This is a genomic window from Alishewanella tabrizica (assembly GCF_014652375.1).
In the GTDB taxonomy this organism is placed as follows: domain Bacteria; phylum Pseudomonadota; class Gammaproteobacteria; order Enterobacterales; family Alteromonadaceae; genus Alishewanella; species Alishewanella tabrizica.
Window position 1 is genome coordinate 124473 of the sequence record NZ_BMYR01000006.1, and the last position, 15064, is coordinate 139536.

At 45.9% G+C, this 15064-nt stretch carries 12 protein-coding genes; 6 read left to right on the forward strand and 6 right to left on the reverse strand.

The genetic code is table 11. The features are described from left to right. Positions 1 to 114: 114 nt before the first annotated feature. Positions 115 to 987 carry a sensor histidine kinase gene (locus IE070_RS08360; RefSeq protein WP_189482371.1) on the reverse strand — a complete coding sequence of 291 codons (873 nt, stop codon included), beginning with the start codon at positions 985 to 987 and terminating at the stop codon, positions 115 to 117. Continuing rightward, positions 980 to 1525, reverse strand: coding sequence for a heme NO-binding domain-containing protein (locus tag IE070_RS08365; RefSeq protein WP_189482373.1), 546 nt, complete (start codon positions 1523 to 1525; stop codon positions 980 to 982). The genes IE070_RS08360 and IE070_RS08365 overlap by 8 nt, the downstream gene beginning before the upstream one ends. A gap of 450 nt (positions 1526 to 1975) precedes the next feature. Between IE070_RS08365 and dauA the strand changes: the two genes are divergently transcribed. After that, entirely contained in the window at positions 1976 to 3706 is a 1731-nt protein-coding gene (gene dauA, locus IE070_RS08370) for a C4-dicarboxylic acid transporter DauA (RefSeq protein WP_189482383.1), read from the forward strand. 25 nt (positions 3707 to 3731) lie between these two features. On the opposite strand, the gene IE070_RS08375 is transcribed toward dauA, so the two are convergent. Further along, positions 3732 to 4763 carry a LacI family DNA-binding transcriptional regulator gene (locus IE070_RS08375; RefSeq protein ID WP_189482385.1) on the reverse strand — a complete coding sequence of 344 codons (1032 nt, stop codon included), beginning with the start codon at positions 4761 to 4763 and terminating at the stop codon, positions 3732 to 3734. Between the two features lie 126 nt (positions 4764 to 4889). After that, positions 4890 to 5561 (reverse strand): DUF3334 family protein, encoded by a 672-nt coding sequence (locus IE070_RS08380; protein WP_189482387.1) that lies wholly within the window; start codon positions 5559 to 5561, stop codon positions 4890 to 4892. Positions 5562 to 5725: 164 nt separating this feature from the next. Between IE070_RS08380 and IE070_RS08385 the strand changes: the two genes are divergently transcribed. Next, entirely contained in the window at positions 5726 to 6904 is a 1179-nt protein-coding gene (locus IE070_RS08385) for a multidrug effflux MFS transporter (RefSeq protein ID WP_189482389.1), read from the forward strand. 3 nt (positions 6905 to 6907) lie between these two features. Here IE070_RS08385 and IE070_RS08390 read toward each other — a convergent pair whose 3' ends face one another. Further along, entirely contained in the window at positions 6908 to 7060 is a 153-nt protein-coding gene (locus tag IE070_RS08390; RefSeq protein WP_189482391.1) for a hypothetical protein, read from the reverse strand. Between the two features lie 305 nt (positions 7061 to 7365). Between IE070_RS08390 and pyrC the strand changes: the two genes are divergently transcribed. Further along, a complete protein-coding gene (gene pyrC, locus IE070_RS08395) occupies positions 7366 to 8397 on the forward strand; it encodes a dihydroorotase (RefSeq protein WP_189482393.1) in 1032 nt (343 codons plus the stop codon). Positions 8398 to 8399: 2 nt separating this feature from the next. Here pyrC and IE070_RS08400 read toward each other — a convergent pair whose 3' ends face one another. Next, positions 8400 to 9902 carry a YifB family Mg chelatase-like AAA ATPase gene (locus tag IE070_RS08400; RefSeq protein WP_189482395.1) on the reverse strand — a complete coding sequence of 501 codons (1503 nt, stop codon included), beginning with the start codon at positions 9900 to 9902 and terminating at the stop codon, positions 8400 to 8402. Between the two features lie 165 nt (positions 9903 to 10067). Here IE070_RS08400 and IE070_RS08405 point away from each other — a divergent pair, with 165 nt between their 5' ends. From IE070_RS08405 to IE070_RS08415, 3 genes are read left to right on the forward strand one after another with little or no spacing between them, the layout of a single operon-like run. Beyond that, the gene (locus tag IE070_RS08405; protein ID WP_189482396.1) at positions 10068 to 12368 is read left to right on the forward strand and encodes an efflux RND transporter permease subunit; all 2301 of its coding nucleotides are present in this window, start codon (positions 10068 to 10070) and stop codon (positions 12366 to 12368) included. After that, positions 12352 to 13137, forward strand: a complete 786-nt coding sequence (locus IE070_RS08410) for an outer membrane lipoprotein-sorting protein (RefSeq protein ID WP_229796988.1) — start codon at positions 12352 to 12354, stop codon at positions 13135 to 13137. Before IE070_RS08405 ends, IE070_RS08410 begins: the two co-directional genes overlap by 17 nt. A gap of 14 nt (positions 13138 to 13151) precedes the next feature. Next, entirely contained in the window at positions 13152 to 14876 is a 1725-nt protein-coding gene (locus tag IE070_RS08415; RefSeq protein WP_189482400.1) for a FimV/HubP family polar landmark protein, read from the forward strand. The last annotated feature ends 188 nt before the right edge of the window (positions 14877 to 15064 follow it).

The following is a 15064-nucleotide window of genomic DNA, read 5'->3' on the forward strand; positions in this document are numbered from 1 at the left end:
ATTTTGTTTATGAGAAAACCCACACGGCATCGTTGTCCTGTGGGTTTTTTATTGCTGTGTATTCCATCAGTGGCAGATCCTCAATTAAATATAGTGTCAATAAAGAATTGAGTTTCACGGTATTGGAAGTATTAAGGTAACCGTGGTTCCTTGGCCAAGTATTGACGTTACTTGGATGTCACCGTTATGTTTGGTTGTCATTTTTAGGGTCATTGGCAAACCCATGCCAGTGCCTTGTCCAACTGTCTTAGTGGTAAAAAAAGGATGGAAAATTTTTTGCTGTGTTTCGTCACTCATTCCGCAGCCATTATCAATAAACATAATATGCAAATGCTTATTTGCTAGGTGTGATTTAATTTTTAAAAGCGGCTCATCTTCATTTTTTTCGCATGCTTCAATAGCATTAAGTATGAGATTAACCAGTACTACACTCAGCTCGCTAGGATTAAAAAACACTTCGTGTTCTGCTGCGATATCTAGCTGCACGTTTATGCCGGATAATTCGGCTTTAAGCATAATAATAGCAAGCTCGATCGCTTTTGTTAGATTAATCTGCTGCGGATGGTCTGTTTCATTTTGACTAAAAAAAAGTAAATTACCGACTATGTCTTTTATCCTAAGTGAACCCTTTGTCATTTCGTCTACTATTTCATATGTATCGTGTACAATGCTTGGATTGGCTTTGTCGCCACACGTGCTTATAAGTTCATTTGTATAGTAAGACAGCGTATTTAAATTACTGATTATAAATGCAAGAGGATTGTTGATTTCATGCGCTAAACCTGCAGCAAGTGTGCCTAGAGTACTCAGTTTTTCATGTTGTAGTAGCGTATTTTGTTGTGACTTAATTTGAGCAAGCTGTTGCTCAAGTAATTGATTTTTTTCATAGAGCTGTCGGGTACTATCCTCGAGAAGCTGCTCTATCTCGCGCCTTGCCTTTTTTTCTCGCAAATACGCGTCATAATAAGGACCAAACTGCTCAGTCATGCCGTTGCTCAATAATCAATTCACATTGCTCCGCACCTAGATGCATGCATTGCGTATGCTGAATAGTAATGGGAATTTTGTAATAATCTGCAGCACCATAAAGCAATCCTTCTGCGCACAAACAGAGTTGCCGTGGTGAATGATAAAACATTTTTATGGTGTTATCTGACGTTTTCTCGCAGGATATCGTTGGCAGAGAGGGATCAACATAAAGTTTGTTAACCTCAACATGGATCACATCATGGATACCCAATACCAAAGCGTCGAAGCTTGCAAATCGCTGGACAACACTCTGATGCCGCTCAACCAACCCTTGAAATAAATAATGGCCAAAAGCTTTTACCACGTCAGCAAGAGGGAGTTGTAATGTATCTCCAACAGCCTGAGCTAAACTAAAGAGTTCACTATCGTCATAGTTTTTAGCTGACACATAAACTCTACCTTGCGGCGCATTTTTTTCTAATAAACTATTCCAAGCAGCCATACCTAGTTTTTCAACCACCATATCTTCAAGAATATTAAAGATGATACCCTTCATACTTAACCTCTTTTACTATTCAAGCTATTGAATTTAATTGTTTATTCTCTTTTAGAGGGTAAATTTAATAAGATAGTGAAAAGTGTGTTTCTTAAGATAATGCATACAGGTAAGATTAGCATAATAAAATTTTTGCGCAGGCACACGATAACTGAAACTAAAGGTTTGCTAAACAAAATTAGCAAATGCTCTATTTTGAAAAATCGAATATTTCCAACCCCTTAAGATCTTGCTTGGTCCTGCTACAAAGCAAGTAAAATGTTTTGTGTTAAACCGCGACAAATTCTGGTCCAGCACACTGCAGCAATACAGGTTTTTTAATCTTCTGTATAGGATCATAGTCAACTGATATTAGGTTTTTTAGGCATCAGACTAAAAGCGCATAGCGCTAAATCCTTGTGGGCACTAGACTAAATTTATTCTTACGTAACATAATTAGCAGATGCTGTTATGTCTCATCGCGCCTATTTATTTTCATTACGTATTGGGCATGCCCTGCGTGAAAGCGTTGCTGAGGGCTATGGCCGTCAAACGCTCTTAAAAGATCTTCTCGCTGGTGTGACAGTGGGCATTATTGCCATTCCGCTGGCAATGGCGCTGGCGATTGCCTCTGGTGTGCCGCCGCAATATGGGCTCTATACCGCCATTATTGCTGGTTTTGTGATTGCGCTGACCGGAGGCTCACGGTTTAGTATCTCTGGCCCTACTGCCGCCTTTGTGGTGATCCTTTATCCCATTGCCGTTAAATACGGCTTAAGTGGCTTGCTGCTGGCTTCGGTATTGGCTGGGGTTATGCTGGTGGCGATGGCGCTGTTTCGACTCGGGCGGTTAATTGAGTATATCCCTGAATCGGTCACCCTGGGCTTTACCTCAGGTATTGCTATTGTTATTGTGATTTTGCAGGTAAAGGATTTCTTAGGTTTACCGCTTACCGCTTTACCAGAGCATTTTGGCGATAAACTTTGGTTGTTAACTCAGACGTTACCGCAAACCGCTTGGCCGAGTTTAGTGGTGGCGTTAGTCACTTTAGCGGTGATGATTGGCTGGCGCGCCCTTAAAACCCCTATTCCGCCGCATTTACCTGCGCTGTTTATCGGTACCTTATTGGGGGTGTTATTACTGCAATTCGGTGCCGAGTTACCCACCGTTGCGTCACGGTTTAGTTATACCGCTGCAGATGGGAGTACTGCCGTGGGAATACCGCCCTACTTACCTTATTTTGATTGGCCTTGGAATCGGCCTGGACCTGATGGCATTGCGTTGAGTTTTAGTTGGCAGCTCGCTAAAGATTTACTGGCAGCGGCGTTTGCCATCGCGATGTTGGGGGCCATTGAATCGCTGCTGTGTGCTGTGGTACTGGATAACACCAGTGGGCGGCGACATAGCGCGAACAGTGAATTACTCGGGCAGGGTATTGGCAATATTATTACCCCCTTTTTTGGCGGGATCACGGCCACTGCCGCACTGGCGCGTTCGTCGGCCAATTATAATGCCGGGGCGCAATCGCCTATTTCAGCAATGGTGCATGCTGTAGTAGTGTTACTGGCTTTATTATTTCTTACGCCAGTTTTAGCGTACATTCCCATGGCGGCGCTGGCAGCCTTATTGGTGATGGTGGCCTGGGGAATGAGCGAAGCGCCTAAAGCGCTGCATTTGTTAAAAACTGCACCACGGAGCGATGTACTGGTCTTTCTGGTGTGTCTGTTATTGACCGTGGTATTTGATATGGTGATTGCTATTACCGCCGGTATTTTACTCGCTACTATGCTGTTTATGAAAGATATTGCGGCCATGACTAAAGTGACCGACATTTCAGCCAACCGCAAACAAATCGAACACCCACTACCAAACGGCTGGAAGGTATTAAAAATTAGCGGTCCGTTATTTTTTGCAGCGGCAGATCGCATTTTTGCTGAAATTGCGTTACTCAGTGTGGGGCAGCGTGGAGTGGTGTTGTATATGGATGGAGTCCCGTTACTGGATGCTGGCGGGTTAGCGGCGCTAGAAAAATTACGCGCCAGTTGCCGTAAGCAACAGGTCGAGCTACTTATCGCTGATGTGCAGTTTCAGCCACTGAAAACCTTAGCAAAAGCGGGGGTAAAGCCTGAGCCGGGTTATTTAACGTTTTACGCTACGTTACGCGAAGCGCTTGAGCAGCTAGCCCAGCGCGATGTGGTGTAGGATGCGTTGTCGACTGAAACGTTGCTTAGGTTTGTGTGGCGCCACAGGACTGACGAATAACTAATTTAGGTTCAATAAAGGTATCTGTGATCGGTTGATTATTGATCAATTTTAGTAAATTGTTGACCAACAACTCACCTGCTTTACTGGTATCTTGCTGAATGGTACTGAGCCCAGGGGAAGCGAAAGATGCGGCAGGGATATCATCAAACCCCATGACGGCAATTTCTTCAGGTACCCGAATGCCACGCCGTTTTAAACAGCGCATTACGCCAATGGCGATTAAATCGCTGGCGCAAAAAATGGCATCTACTGCGTGTTTGCTTGACAGAAGCTGTTCAGTGGCGATGTCTCCGGCACTTTCAGTAGAAATGGCGTCAAAGTGCGGCACCTGTTGTGCTTGAATATCGGCTGCTACCAAGGCGTCAATAAAGCCTTTATAGCGTGCACTAAACTCGGGACTGCCCTCTGAGGCATTACCGATAAAGACAAAATTACGATGGCCCGTTTTTAAGAGATGCTCGCCGGCTAAATGCCCGCCGAGCCAGTTATTGCTGCGAATGGTGAATTCAGGATGCCCTAGAACATCGGCTCCCCAGCAGACAAAATGGGTTTGTTGTGCCAGCAGTTTGGCGAGTTTTTCTTCGTAATCGACGTAATCGCCATACCCTAATAAAATGATGCCGTCTGCTTTTTTACTGTCTTCATAATCGGCATGCCAATCATTGCTGAGTTGCTGAAACGATACCAGCAAATCTTGTCCGCTTTTGGCGCACGCCCGAGTGATGCTCCCTAGCATTGATAAAAAAAACGGATTAATTAGAGATTCGTCGGTGGTAGGATCTTCAAACAACAGCAATGCCAGCGTACTGCTGCGTTGTTTACGCAAGTTACTGGCGTTTTTATCAACCTTGTAATTTAGCTGTCGGGCAATCGCCTGCACTTTTTCGCGCGTTTCTTTATTCACCTGCGGGCTGTCACGTAAGGCTCGCGACACCGTAGATTGCGAAACGCCTGCCATATAAGCAATATCAAAAGAGGTAGCTTTTTCTTTCATAAATACTCTTATTTGTTACAACCAGCAGTGCTGCGACATTAACAATGTGATTCGGTAGCATAAATAAATTGTACTGGTGCGTCTCTAAAAAAGCACCAAAGATTCGCTTAACGAAATGAATGGGTGTTAAAAGCCCAGTTCACTTAAAAAATCGTCATCCACCGCGCTGTTAGCAACCTGTGCATTCGCTTGCTGGTTTTTGGCTTCAGCCAAAATGTCATCTGGGTTGTCTTGCTCAGGTATTTCAAAATCTTGCAGTTTAATAAATTCGGTTTTATCCATGGCCAGTTCCATGTAAAAAATATTATGGTCTGGAGTATTAAAGGTTACGCGCCGCGCTTGCGGTTGGTCCAATTGCGTGTTGATTAAAATTTGCACTTGTTTATTAATCGCCATCATCTTAGGTTGGCTTTGATTAATACTGGTTTGTAATTCTAAGCGCACTTGTCCGGTAAAGTCGCCGACAATTTGGTTCATCAGCTCGCCCATCACATTGCCCACTTCATCAGAGGTATGGAATGCCGCCAGTTCCGATTCGGGCATCCCCATGCTTAATAGGTAGCGCCGATAAATTTCCATCGCGGCAGGGGCGGTAAAGTTAATAATAACTAAGCCAGAAAATCCGCCATCAAATAATACAAAACAGCCGAGGTCTGGCCTTAAACAGGTTTTTTGAATTTTTTGGACCATTTTGGAATTGGTAACGCCGGGGTTACCTGCGGCCGCAAGAACGCGCTCTACAGAACGGCAAAGCGTCAGTAAAATATCATCTGTGGTAATTATTTTGTTCTTTTTCATCGTAATATCCACTACAGTCAAAACGCCCTAATTCATAATGATATGTTTTTACCGTAGTCCAGGCTTTTTTACCATCTAAAGCCTGCAATTTTGTTGATTTGTTTTGTGATACACTACACATGTACCTATTTTAGTTTATTTTGCCCGCTAAAGAGACCTTACTGATGCAGGAAAACCGCCCCTCCTTGTCGCTGATTGCATTGCTGGCTGCGGTGATTGCCATCACCCCTTTGGCCATAGATATGTATTTGCCGGCAATGCAAATTATGGTGAGCGATTTAGACACCACCATGGCATTAGTGCAGCAATCGCTCAGCATCTATTTAGCGGCCTATGCGGTGGGTATGCTGCTATTTGGCCCGTTAGCCGATATGTTAGGACGTCGTCCTTTGGCCTTGGCTGGTTTAATTGGCTTTTTAATTAGCAGTGTGCTGTTAAGTATAGTGAATAGCATAGAGGGCTTTTTGTTTTGGCGGGCAGCCCAAGCGTTTTGTGGTGCCGCAGCAACGGTTGTGATCCCCGGTATCGTAAGACATTTGTATCAGCAGCATACGGCAAAAGGGATGTCGTATGTGTCGATGATCATGATGTTAGCGCCGTTAATTGCTCCGGCGGTGGGCAGTGGCATTATGTATATTGGACACTGGCAAGTTATTTTTGATGTTTTAGCCGGTTATGCATTAATTGTGTTGTTGTTAAGTTGGCGCTTTATGCCAGAGGTGCCGCGTGATACCTCAGTGGTTAAACCAGCCTTTTTTAGTGGTTATCAGCAAGTATTTGCTAATAAAGCGGCTTGGCCACATATCGCCACCTCGATGTTTGCATCCTTTAGTTTTTTTACGTTTTTAACGGCCGTGTCCTTTGTGTATATCAGCTATTACGGTGTCAGCGAACAACTGTTTGCGCTGTTGTTTGGGCTTAATGTGTCGGCCTTGATTTTGGCAAATTTCTTGAATAGCCGATTGGTTACCCGCAAAGGGCCTCAGTTTATGCTTAATGCCGGGCTTGTCTTGGCGGTAGTCTGCGCTACGTTATTGAGTACTTTTAGCTATTTCGAATTAGGCTTATGGTTCACCGTATTTACCATTGCGCCTTTAATGGCGAGCTTAGGCTTGGTGGCCACTAATGCGGATGCGATGATATTGATGAAATTTCCTGATCACACCGGTACGGCGACTGCGGTTATTGGGACGCTACGCTTTGGCGTTGGCGCTTTAGCGGGTCCGTTACTGGGAGTGTTTTACACGGGAACGGCCTTGCCGTTCTCGTTATTGATGCTAACCGGCGCTTTACTTATTGTGTTGGCACAATTGGCGCGACGCTATCGGCAACGCCAACAATAAGCGTTAAATTTTACAGGCACCGCCGCTGCATTCATCGTCATCGTCACCAAATTGCGGCTCGCTGGCGGCTAACTCTGCGGCGGCTTGTTGGCTAGCGACGGAGTCTTCTGCAGCAGAAAAATCGAGGTGATCTAAATCAAAATCAAAGTCAGACATAATGGCTGCTCCACATGGTAGCGTTAGTAGATTCGTAAGTTTAGCAGAGTGCGCCTGCAGACAATAGTCTCCTAAACGTAAACTCGAGGGTAAACTCAAGGGTGAAGTTGCAGGTGAAGTAGCGGGGCAAACTAAAATCGCTATGGCGCATTCATAAGGCTTGGCTTCCCTGTTATCATAATGGCATTTTTACTTCACTGCGTTTTGTCAGTAACGTTTTGTAATGTTGCTTGGCAATAAAGCGAGTGGTAAAAGGTTTCTTCCCGCGTTTTTGCCTTGCCGCTGTGCAACCACTGGAGCCTGTTATGACAACTTTGACCCTACAAACCCCTGATGATTGGCATTTGCACTTTCGTGATGGCGAGATGCTATTAGAAACGGTGCCCGCGACGGCTCGAGTTTTCCGCCGTGCTATTGTTATGCCCAACTTAGTACCGCCTGTTACGACCGCAGAGCAAGCCGTGGCATACCGTGAGCGGATTTTAGCTGCTCGGCCCGTTGGCAGTGATTTTGAGCCCCTAGTTACGTTGTATTTAACGGATAAGACCAGCAAGGCAGATATTCAGGCAGCAAAAGCCGTCGGCGTGGTTGCCGCTAAATTGTATCCTGCGGGTGCGACAACCAATTCAAGCTCGGGGGTTGCGGCGCTAGAGGCGTTATATCCGGTGTTTGAAGCGATGGCTGAGGCGGGCATGTTGCTGCTGATCCATGGCGAAGTTACCGATCACGATATCGATATCTTTGATCGGGAAAAAGTGTTTATTGATCGCTATTTACAGCATATTGTGGCCCGTTTACCCCAGTTAAAAGTGGTTTTTGAGCACATTACCACGGCCGATGCGGCGAGCTTTGTAGCAGAGGCATCCGCCAATGTGGCAGCAACTATTACGCCGCAACACCTTTTATTAAACCGTAACGATTTACTGGTGGGCGGGGTACGGCCACACAATTATTGTTTGCCGGTGTTAAAACGTCGTACTCATCAGGAAGCCTTGCGAGCAGCCGTAGCGAGCGGATCGCCTAAGTTCTTTTTAGGGACTGATTCAGCCCCGCATGAAAAACATCGTAAAGAATCTGCGTGTGGTTGTGCTGGATGTTATAGCGCGCACAGTGCAATTGAGCTTTATGCACAAGTTTTTGATGAACTGGGATGCTTAGAAAAGCTTGAAGGCTTTGCCAGCCATTACGGCGCAGATTTTTACGGATTACCTCGTAATAGCGGTACTATTACCTTAGTGCGCGAAAGTTGGCAGGTACCCACTGAAATTATGTTGCCAACAAATCAGCCTATTGTGCCGTTTTTTGGTGGGCAAACACTGAACTGGCGTTTACGTTAGGATTATTGTTGTAGGTATTGGATTAAGCGTTCCAATGCTCGGTAATTAAGGGCTTCTAATAAATGTGGTCGAGCTATCGTTGGGCTTTGTTGCAAGTCGGCGATGGTTCTGGCCACTTTTAACAGCTTATGAAAGGTACGGGCAGAGAGCTTAAAGCGCTGTAACGTCTCTTCTAAAAACTGGTTATCTGCAGGCGTAAGTGCGCAATGCGCTGTTATTTCACGTCCGTTTAGCCTGGCATTCGCTTTGCCCTGCCGTTCAATCATCGTGGCTCGGGCGGCCATCACCCTTTGTTTTACCTGTTCACTACTCTCTTCTTTCTGTTCGCTGCTCAGTGTTCCCGCGGGTAATAACGGCACTTCAATTTGCAGTTCAATTCGTTCTAAAAAAGGCCCTGATAGCCTATTAAGATAGCGTAAGATTTGTTCGTGGCTAGCACGACCATCTTCGTGATGGCCTGTGGGGCTGGGATTTAGGGCGCTAATAAGTTGAAATTGGGCAGGAAACTCGGCTTGTCGTGCCGCGCGAGACACATGAATCATCGATGTTTCAAGGGGCTCTCGCAGTACATCTAAAACTTTACGTGGGAATTCAGTCAGTTCATCTAAAAACAGAATGCCATGATGGGCGAGCGATATTTCACCTGGCCTAGGTACAGAGCCTCCGCCCACCAACGCCACGGCGGATGCCGTATGATGGGGCGCTCGATAAGGCCGCTGTCGCCAGGTTAGTTGATCACGTGGTTGACCTGCAATCGAGTAGATTGCTGCCGTGGCCAGCGCTTCTTGTTCCGTGAGTGGCGGTAAAATACCCGCCAAGCGTTGCGCCAACATGGATTTTCCTGTTCCCGCAGGGCCAAACATGAGCATATTGTGTTCGCCAGCCGCGGCAATTTCTAATACGCGCTTCGCTTGTTGCTGACCTCTAACATCCGCCAGATCGGCTTGCACTGAGGTCGGTTGCACCGGCAATGGCGGAATAGCGGGGAGAGGTTGTTGTGCCAGTAAAAAACTGTGTACTTGCAGTAAATGGGTCGCACCATGTACGCGGGCATCGCTGATTAAACTGGCTTGCTGGGCGTTTTGCATAGGCAAAATGGCTGAGCGATCGGCATCACGGCACGCGATGGCTAATGGGATCTCGCCTAATACTGGCCTAATTTCGCCTGATAATGCGAGCTCGCCACAAAACTCATAGGGATCGGTGCATTTTTCAGGTAATTGGCCTGACGCTACAATAATGCCGAGTGCAATGGCAAGATCAAAGCGGCCGCCCTCTTTGGGTAAATCGGCCGGCGCCAAGTTAACGGTGATCCGCTTATCCGGAAAGGTGAAGCCGCTATTTAATAACGCGCTACGTACCCGATCGCGTGCTTCTTTTACCGAGGTTTCGGGTAAGCCAACGAGTTGAAATGCCGGTAAGCCATTGCTTAAGTGCACTTCTACCGTAACTAAGGGGGCTGCCAAGGCGTAGCGTGCGCGGCTGTATATAATAGCAAGCGACATAACCACTCCTTAATGATAATCGATCATTAAAGTTTAGATATATGTTAATTATTTGCAAGTTTTCGGCGTGTTGTCGGAAATATTCACGCTTACACGCGCATGTCATCGTTTTACGGTATAAACTGTTTTCAATTTAAACAGCGAATAAATCATGAGTATTTTTAAATGAATACACCATTACCCTTCATTTTACGCCGACCTTGGTTGGTGTTATTGGCATCGTTGTTGCTGATTTTTATGTGCAGTGCTGGGTTAAGTAAATTGTATTTCCGGGGCGATTATCGGATCTTCTTTGCGCCTGATAATCCACAGTTGCAAGCCTTTGAGCAGATGCAAGCCGAATTTAACAAAAGCGATAATATTCTGATTGGTATTGCACCGAAAGACGGGCAGGTATTTCAGCCAGCACTATTACAACTCATCGAAGACTACACCGATGCTGCGTGGCAAACACCTTATTCGATACGCGTTGATTCGTTGAGTAATTATCAACATACCGTGGCTGAGTTAGATGATTTACAGGTGGATGATTTAGTTAGAAACGGTGCAGCGTTAACAACAGCTGAGATTGCTGCGATCAAGCAAGTCGCCCTAGCAGAGCCTGTATTAGTTAATCGTTTAATTGCGACAAATGGCGCTGTCACTGCCATTAATATTACCCTGCAATTACCCGAACCGACAGGGCAGCAACAAGTTGATGAAATATGGCATTTTGTGCGGGCACTCAGTGATGAATTTGCAGCAAAGCATCCTGACGTGACTTTTTACCATACGGGTATTATTGCCATGAATTATGCCTTTGCATCAGAGGCAGAAGCCGATGTAAAACGGCTAGTGCCGATTATGTTATTGGCCATTATTTTGATGCTTGCGTGGCTACTGCGTTCAGCATGGGCGGCCTTCGCCACTTTAATAATTATTATCGTCACGGTGACTAGCACCTTGGGTATTGCGGGTTGGTTGGGCATTTTTATGAGCACGGCCACCGTCAATGTCCCCACTATTTTAATGACATTGGCGGTTGCTGATTCGGTGCATTTACTCGCCTGTATGCAATTGGCGTTACGTGAAGGTAAAAGCAAACCCGAGGCCATTCGCTTTAGTTTGCAGCGTAATTGGCTGCCAGTGCTTATTACCAGTGTCACCACCGCCATTGGCTTTTTAACACTTAATTTTTCTGAAGTGCCGATTCTTCGCGACTTAGGTAATCTTACCGCTGTGGGGGTTATGCTCGCGTGCTTGTTTAGTCTAACGTTACTGCCATTGATGATGTGGGTTTTACCGTTAAAAGCGGCTAAAAATGTCGAACGTAGTGCGGCCAAGATGGATTGGTTAGCGAATCAGGTGGTGCAAAAACAAAAGCCGATCTTGTATGGTTTTGTGATACTGACATTAATCAGTACAGCATTACTGACCTTGAATGAGGTTAATGATGAACCGAATGAGTATTTTGCCAAAAGTACCGCCTTTCGTCAGGCCAACGATTTTATGGAGCAAAACTTAAGTGGCTTTACCTCGGTTGATTTTGCGCTATCAGGTGCAGGAGAAGGTGCCATTGCCCAGCCCGAGTTTTTAGCGGCGTTAGCGGGGTTTAGCGCCTGGTTGGCGGAACAGCCTGAAGTGATGCACGTTAATACCCTAAGCGATATTATTAAACGCTTAAATCGTAATATGCATCAGGACGATCCTGCTTTTTACCGTTTACCTGATACGGCAGAGGAAGCGGCCCAATATTTATTACTGTACGAAATGTCGTTACCTTTTGGGCTCGATTTAAACAATCAACTGAACATTGATAAAAGTGCGACACGCCTAACCGCAACGCTTTACAACTTAGGCAGCAAAGAGATTATTGCCTTTGAGCAACGCGCGCTAGAGTATGTTGCTAGCAACTTTCCAACCTATCAGGTAACCGCGGCTAGCGCAGCCTTGATGTTTGCGCATATCGGTGAGCGTAATATGGCATCGATGCTGAGTACTTTGCCGGTGGCATTATTGTTAATTTCCTTGTTACTGGTGTTTAGTTTGCGTTCGTTACGATTAGGGGTATTGAGTTTAATCCCTAATTTAGTCCCAGCCATAATTGGTTTTGGTTTATGGGGCCTGTTTATTGGTGAGATAAATTTGGCGCTATCAGTGGTAGCGGGTATGAGCTTGGGGATTATTGTTGATGATACAGTACATTTTTTGGCGAAGTATCGTTACGCTCGATTAGAGGGGCGAGACAATGAACAGGCAGTACGCTATGCTTTTCACAGTGTTGGCCGCGCGCTGTGGATCACCACAATGGTCTTGGTCAGTGGTTTTGCGGTGTTAATTTTCTCCAGCTTCCGACTGAATTCAGATATGGGATTGTTAACCTCGGGTATTATTTTGATCGCACTTATTGTTGATCTCTTGTTCTTACCCGCGTGTTTATTAAAGCTGGATAAATCTAAGGATGAAAAACATGTTCAAAACGCTTAATAAAATGTTGTTCGTCAGCGCCTTGTTGTGTGCGTTGCCATTAGTAGCAGATGAACAAGCTAAAGGCTTAGCGATTGCTCAGGAACAAAAAGCCCGCGATCGCGGCTGGGTAGAAAGTGAGAGCGAGTTACAAATGATTTTGCGTAATGCGCAAGGCCGCGAAAGTGCAAGGCGCATGCGTACCTTTGCGCTAGAAGTGCAAGGCGATGGTGATAAAGCTTTAACGATTTTTGACGAGCCGTTGGATGTGAGAGGCTCGGCATTTTTAACCCATTCTCATCCAACTGCGGAAGATGATCAGTGGTTGTATTTGCCCAGTGTAAAACGGACTCGACGCATTGCCAGCCGCAATAAATCGGGCCCTTTTATGGCCAGTGAGTTTGCGTACGAAGATATGACATCGTTTGAACTGGAAAAATTTAGTTTTCGTTATCTGCGCGATGAGGCCTGCGGCGAGCTGCAATGTTATGTGGTAGAGCAAACACCAACCGACACTTTCTCAGGCTATAGCAAAATTATTGTTTGGGTTGATCAGGCGCATTATCGGGTAATACAGGCAGAATACTATGATCGTAAAGCCAGTTTATTAAAAACATTAACCGCGAGTGATTATCGTCAGTACCTAGATAAGTTCTGGCGCCCACATAAGTTGCATATGTTAAATGCGCAAACCGGTAAAAGTACCGATTTAGTGTTAGAAACTATTCGTTTTCAAACGGGTCGCACTGCGGCAGACTTTGATGTAAGTGCATTGGAGCGGGCGCGTTAAGCGCTTTGGGCGATATGCGATTATCTCTGGGATTAGGTGCTGTAGGATTACTCTGTTTAGCAGCAAGTACCTGCTTACTTGCCGAAACAGTGGGGCCGGTTAAAGCCGACACTACCTTATGGCGCTTAGCCTTAGAGGCGAGGCCGGATGAGCATGTTAGTATGCCACAGGTGATTTATGCATTATGGCAGCAGAATCCTCATGCATTTCGACAGAATAATCTTCATCATTTAATCCAAGGGGCGGTATTAACACCGCCGAGTCGCGAGCAAATGTTGGCAACGGATGCCGCCACTGCAAAAACATGGTATTACGCGCAGTTAGCAGAACAGCCTTTGCCCAGCCATGCGAAACCGACAACGTCTACATTGGTGTCTACGCGTCGTGACAACGGCTCAGCCACAGCCGCCTTATCACCGCCGCCTGCCACGAGCGCTGATATAAATAGCAATAAGAACGCTATGGTTATTGCAGAGCTTGATACACCGGATGCTGACGTTTCGCCGCTAACCACTAGAGTTTCACCAGCTGTATCAGTCGCTGCTGCGACTGCGCTTGCTGAATCTACAAGTTCTCGCGATACCCATGCCACACCACAACACCCTACCACAGCAAAAGGCAGCTGGCGGGTACAGCACGAGTTTGCGGCAGAGCAACGTTATTTTAATCGTAGTGGTATGCAAGGTGCTGCGCACTTTCATAGTTTACTAAGTTATCGTGGACAATGGTCTTATGAAGATGTCAGTCGGCGGCATAATGTGAATATTGAGCCCTATCTGCGTTGGCACCAACGCGATAGTGATAGTCATCTTGTCGATTTGCAACAAGCTTACTGGCGTTATATTGGAACAGGTTGGGAAGTTAAAGCGGGTATTGATACCGTATTTTGGGGCGTAACTGAATCACAACATTTAGTGGATGTTATTAATCAAACCGATGTTACCGCTGGGGTAGAGCTCGAAGCTAAGCTTGGTCAGCCGATGCTCTCGCTAAGACGTACAGGCAAAGCGGGTACGTTAGATATCTATGTTTTACCGTATTTTCGAGAGCGGCAATTTCCAGCGCCGGCTGGGCGCTTAGGTCCACCTTTACGTGTTAATCAGGATCTAACCTGGTATGAGTCATCGGATGGCAAGCATAATTTGGATGTGGCACTGCGTTATAGCCAACGCTTTGCGGGAATGGATGTGGGGCTAAGTTTTTTTAGTGGTAATAATCGTGAGCCTTTGTTACAGCCCACGCCCAGCGGTGAGCTGCAATCGCTGTATTACCAAATGGAACAATATGGTGTTGATCTGCAATGGGTGCAGGGCGAGTGGTTATGGAAGCTTGAAAGTATTTATCGGCGTACCGGTTACGCCGAATATGTTGCAGCGACGGGCGGTTTTGAGTATACCCAAATTGGCGCTTTTGCGCAGGTATGGGATTTGGGCTGGATTGCCGAGTACCAGTATGACAGCCGCGGTGCTCAAGCTACATTACCCGGGCAAAATGATCTCTTCCTAGGATGGCGTTTGGCGCTAAATGATCTAGCTGGTAGCGATTTTTTAGTGGGAGTACTGCAAGATTTAGATAATAAGCAAAGCCGCTCGATGAAATTAGAGGGATCTACGCGCTTATCAGATAGTATGCGACTAAGTGTACACGCCTGGTTGTTTCAAACGGATGATCCACTCGATCGGTTATTTTTACTAAAACGCGACGATTATATCGCCTTGCAACTGAGTTATTATTTTTAGTATAGGCCGGTGGCGCTATAACTGTTAAAAAAGCAACAATTTTGTAGCACAACGCTTTGGTCTGCGCCCCCTTTGCGGTAGCATAGTCATTTGTCTGTGGCCGAACAAGCCTAAACTTTTTCGTCCTACGTATTACCAGCATTCACGCATCGCGTTTCGATATCTACTGTGTTTAGACACCGCCCTGC

Coding starts and splice junctions, on each gene's coding strand:
- IE070_RS08360 (WP_189482371.1), bottom strand. CDS start 987: ATGACTGAGCAGTTTGGTCCTTATTATGACGCGTATTTGCGAGAAAAA.
- IE070_RS08365 (WP_189482373.1), bottom strand. CDS start 1,525: ATGAAGGGTATCATCTTTAATATTCTTGAAGATATGGTGGTTGAAAAA.
- dauA (WP_189482383.1), top strand. CDS start 1,976: ATGTCTCATCGCGCCTATTTATTTTCATTACGTATTGGGCATGCCCTG.
- IE070_RS08375 (WP_189482385.1), bottom strand. CDS start 4,763: ATGAAAGAAAAAGCTACCTCTTTTGATATTGCTTATATGGCAGGCGTT.
- IE070_RS08380 (WP_189482387.1), bottom strand. CDS start 5,561: ATGAAAAAGAACAAAATAATTACCACAGATGATATTTTACTGACGCTT.
- IE070_RS08385 (WP_189482389.1), top strand. CDS start 5,726: ATGCAGGAAAACCGCCCCTCCTTGTCGCTGATTGCATTGCTGGCTGCG.
- IE070_RS08390 (WP_189482391.1), bottom strand. CDS start 7,060: ATGTCTGACTTTGATTTTGATTTAGATCACCTCGATTTTTCTGCTGCA.
- pyrC (WP_189482393.1), top strand. CDS start 7,366: ATGACAACTTTGACCCTACAAACCCCTGATGATTGGCATTTGCACTTT.
- IE070_RS08400 (WP_189482395.1), bottom strand. CDS start 9,902: ATGTCGCTTGCTATTATATACAGCCGCGCACGCTACGCCTTGGCAGCC.
- IE070_RS08405 (WP_189482396.1), top strand. CDS start 10,068: ATGAATACACCATTACCCTTCATTTTACGCCGACCTTGGTTGGTGTTA.
- IE070_RS08410 (WP_229796988.1), top strand. CDS start 12,352: ATGTTCAAAACGCTTAATAAAATGTTGTTCGTCAGCGCCTTGTTGTGT.
- IE070_RS08415 (WP_189482400.1), top strand. CDS start 13,152: ATGCGATTATCTCTGGGATTAGGTGCTGTAGGATTACTCTGTTTAGCA.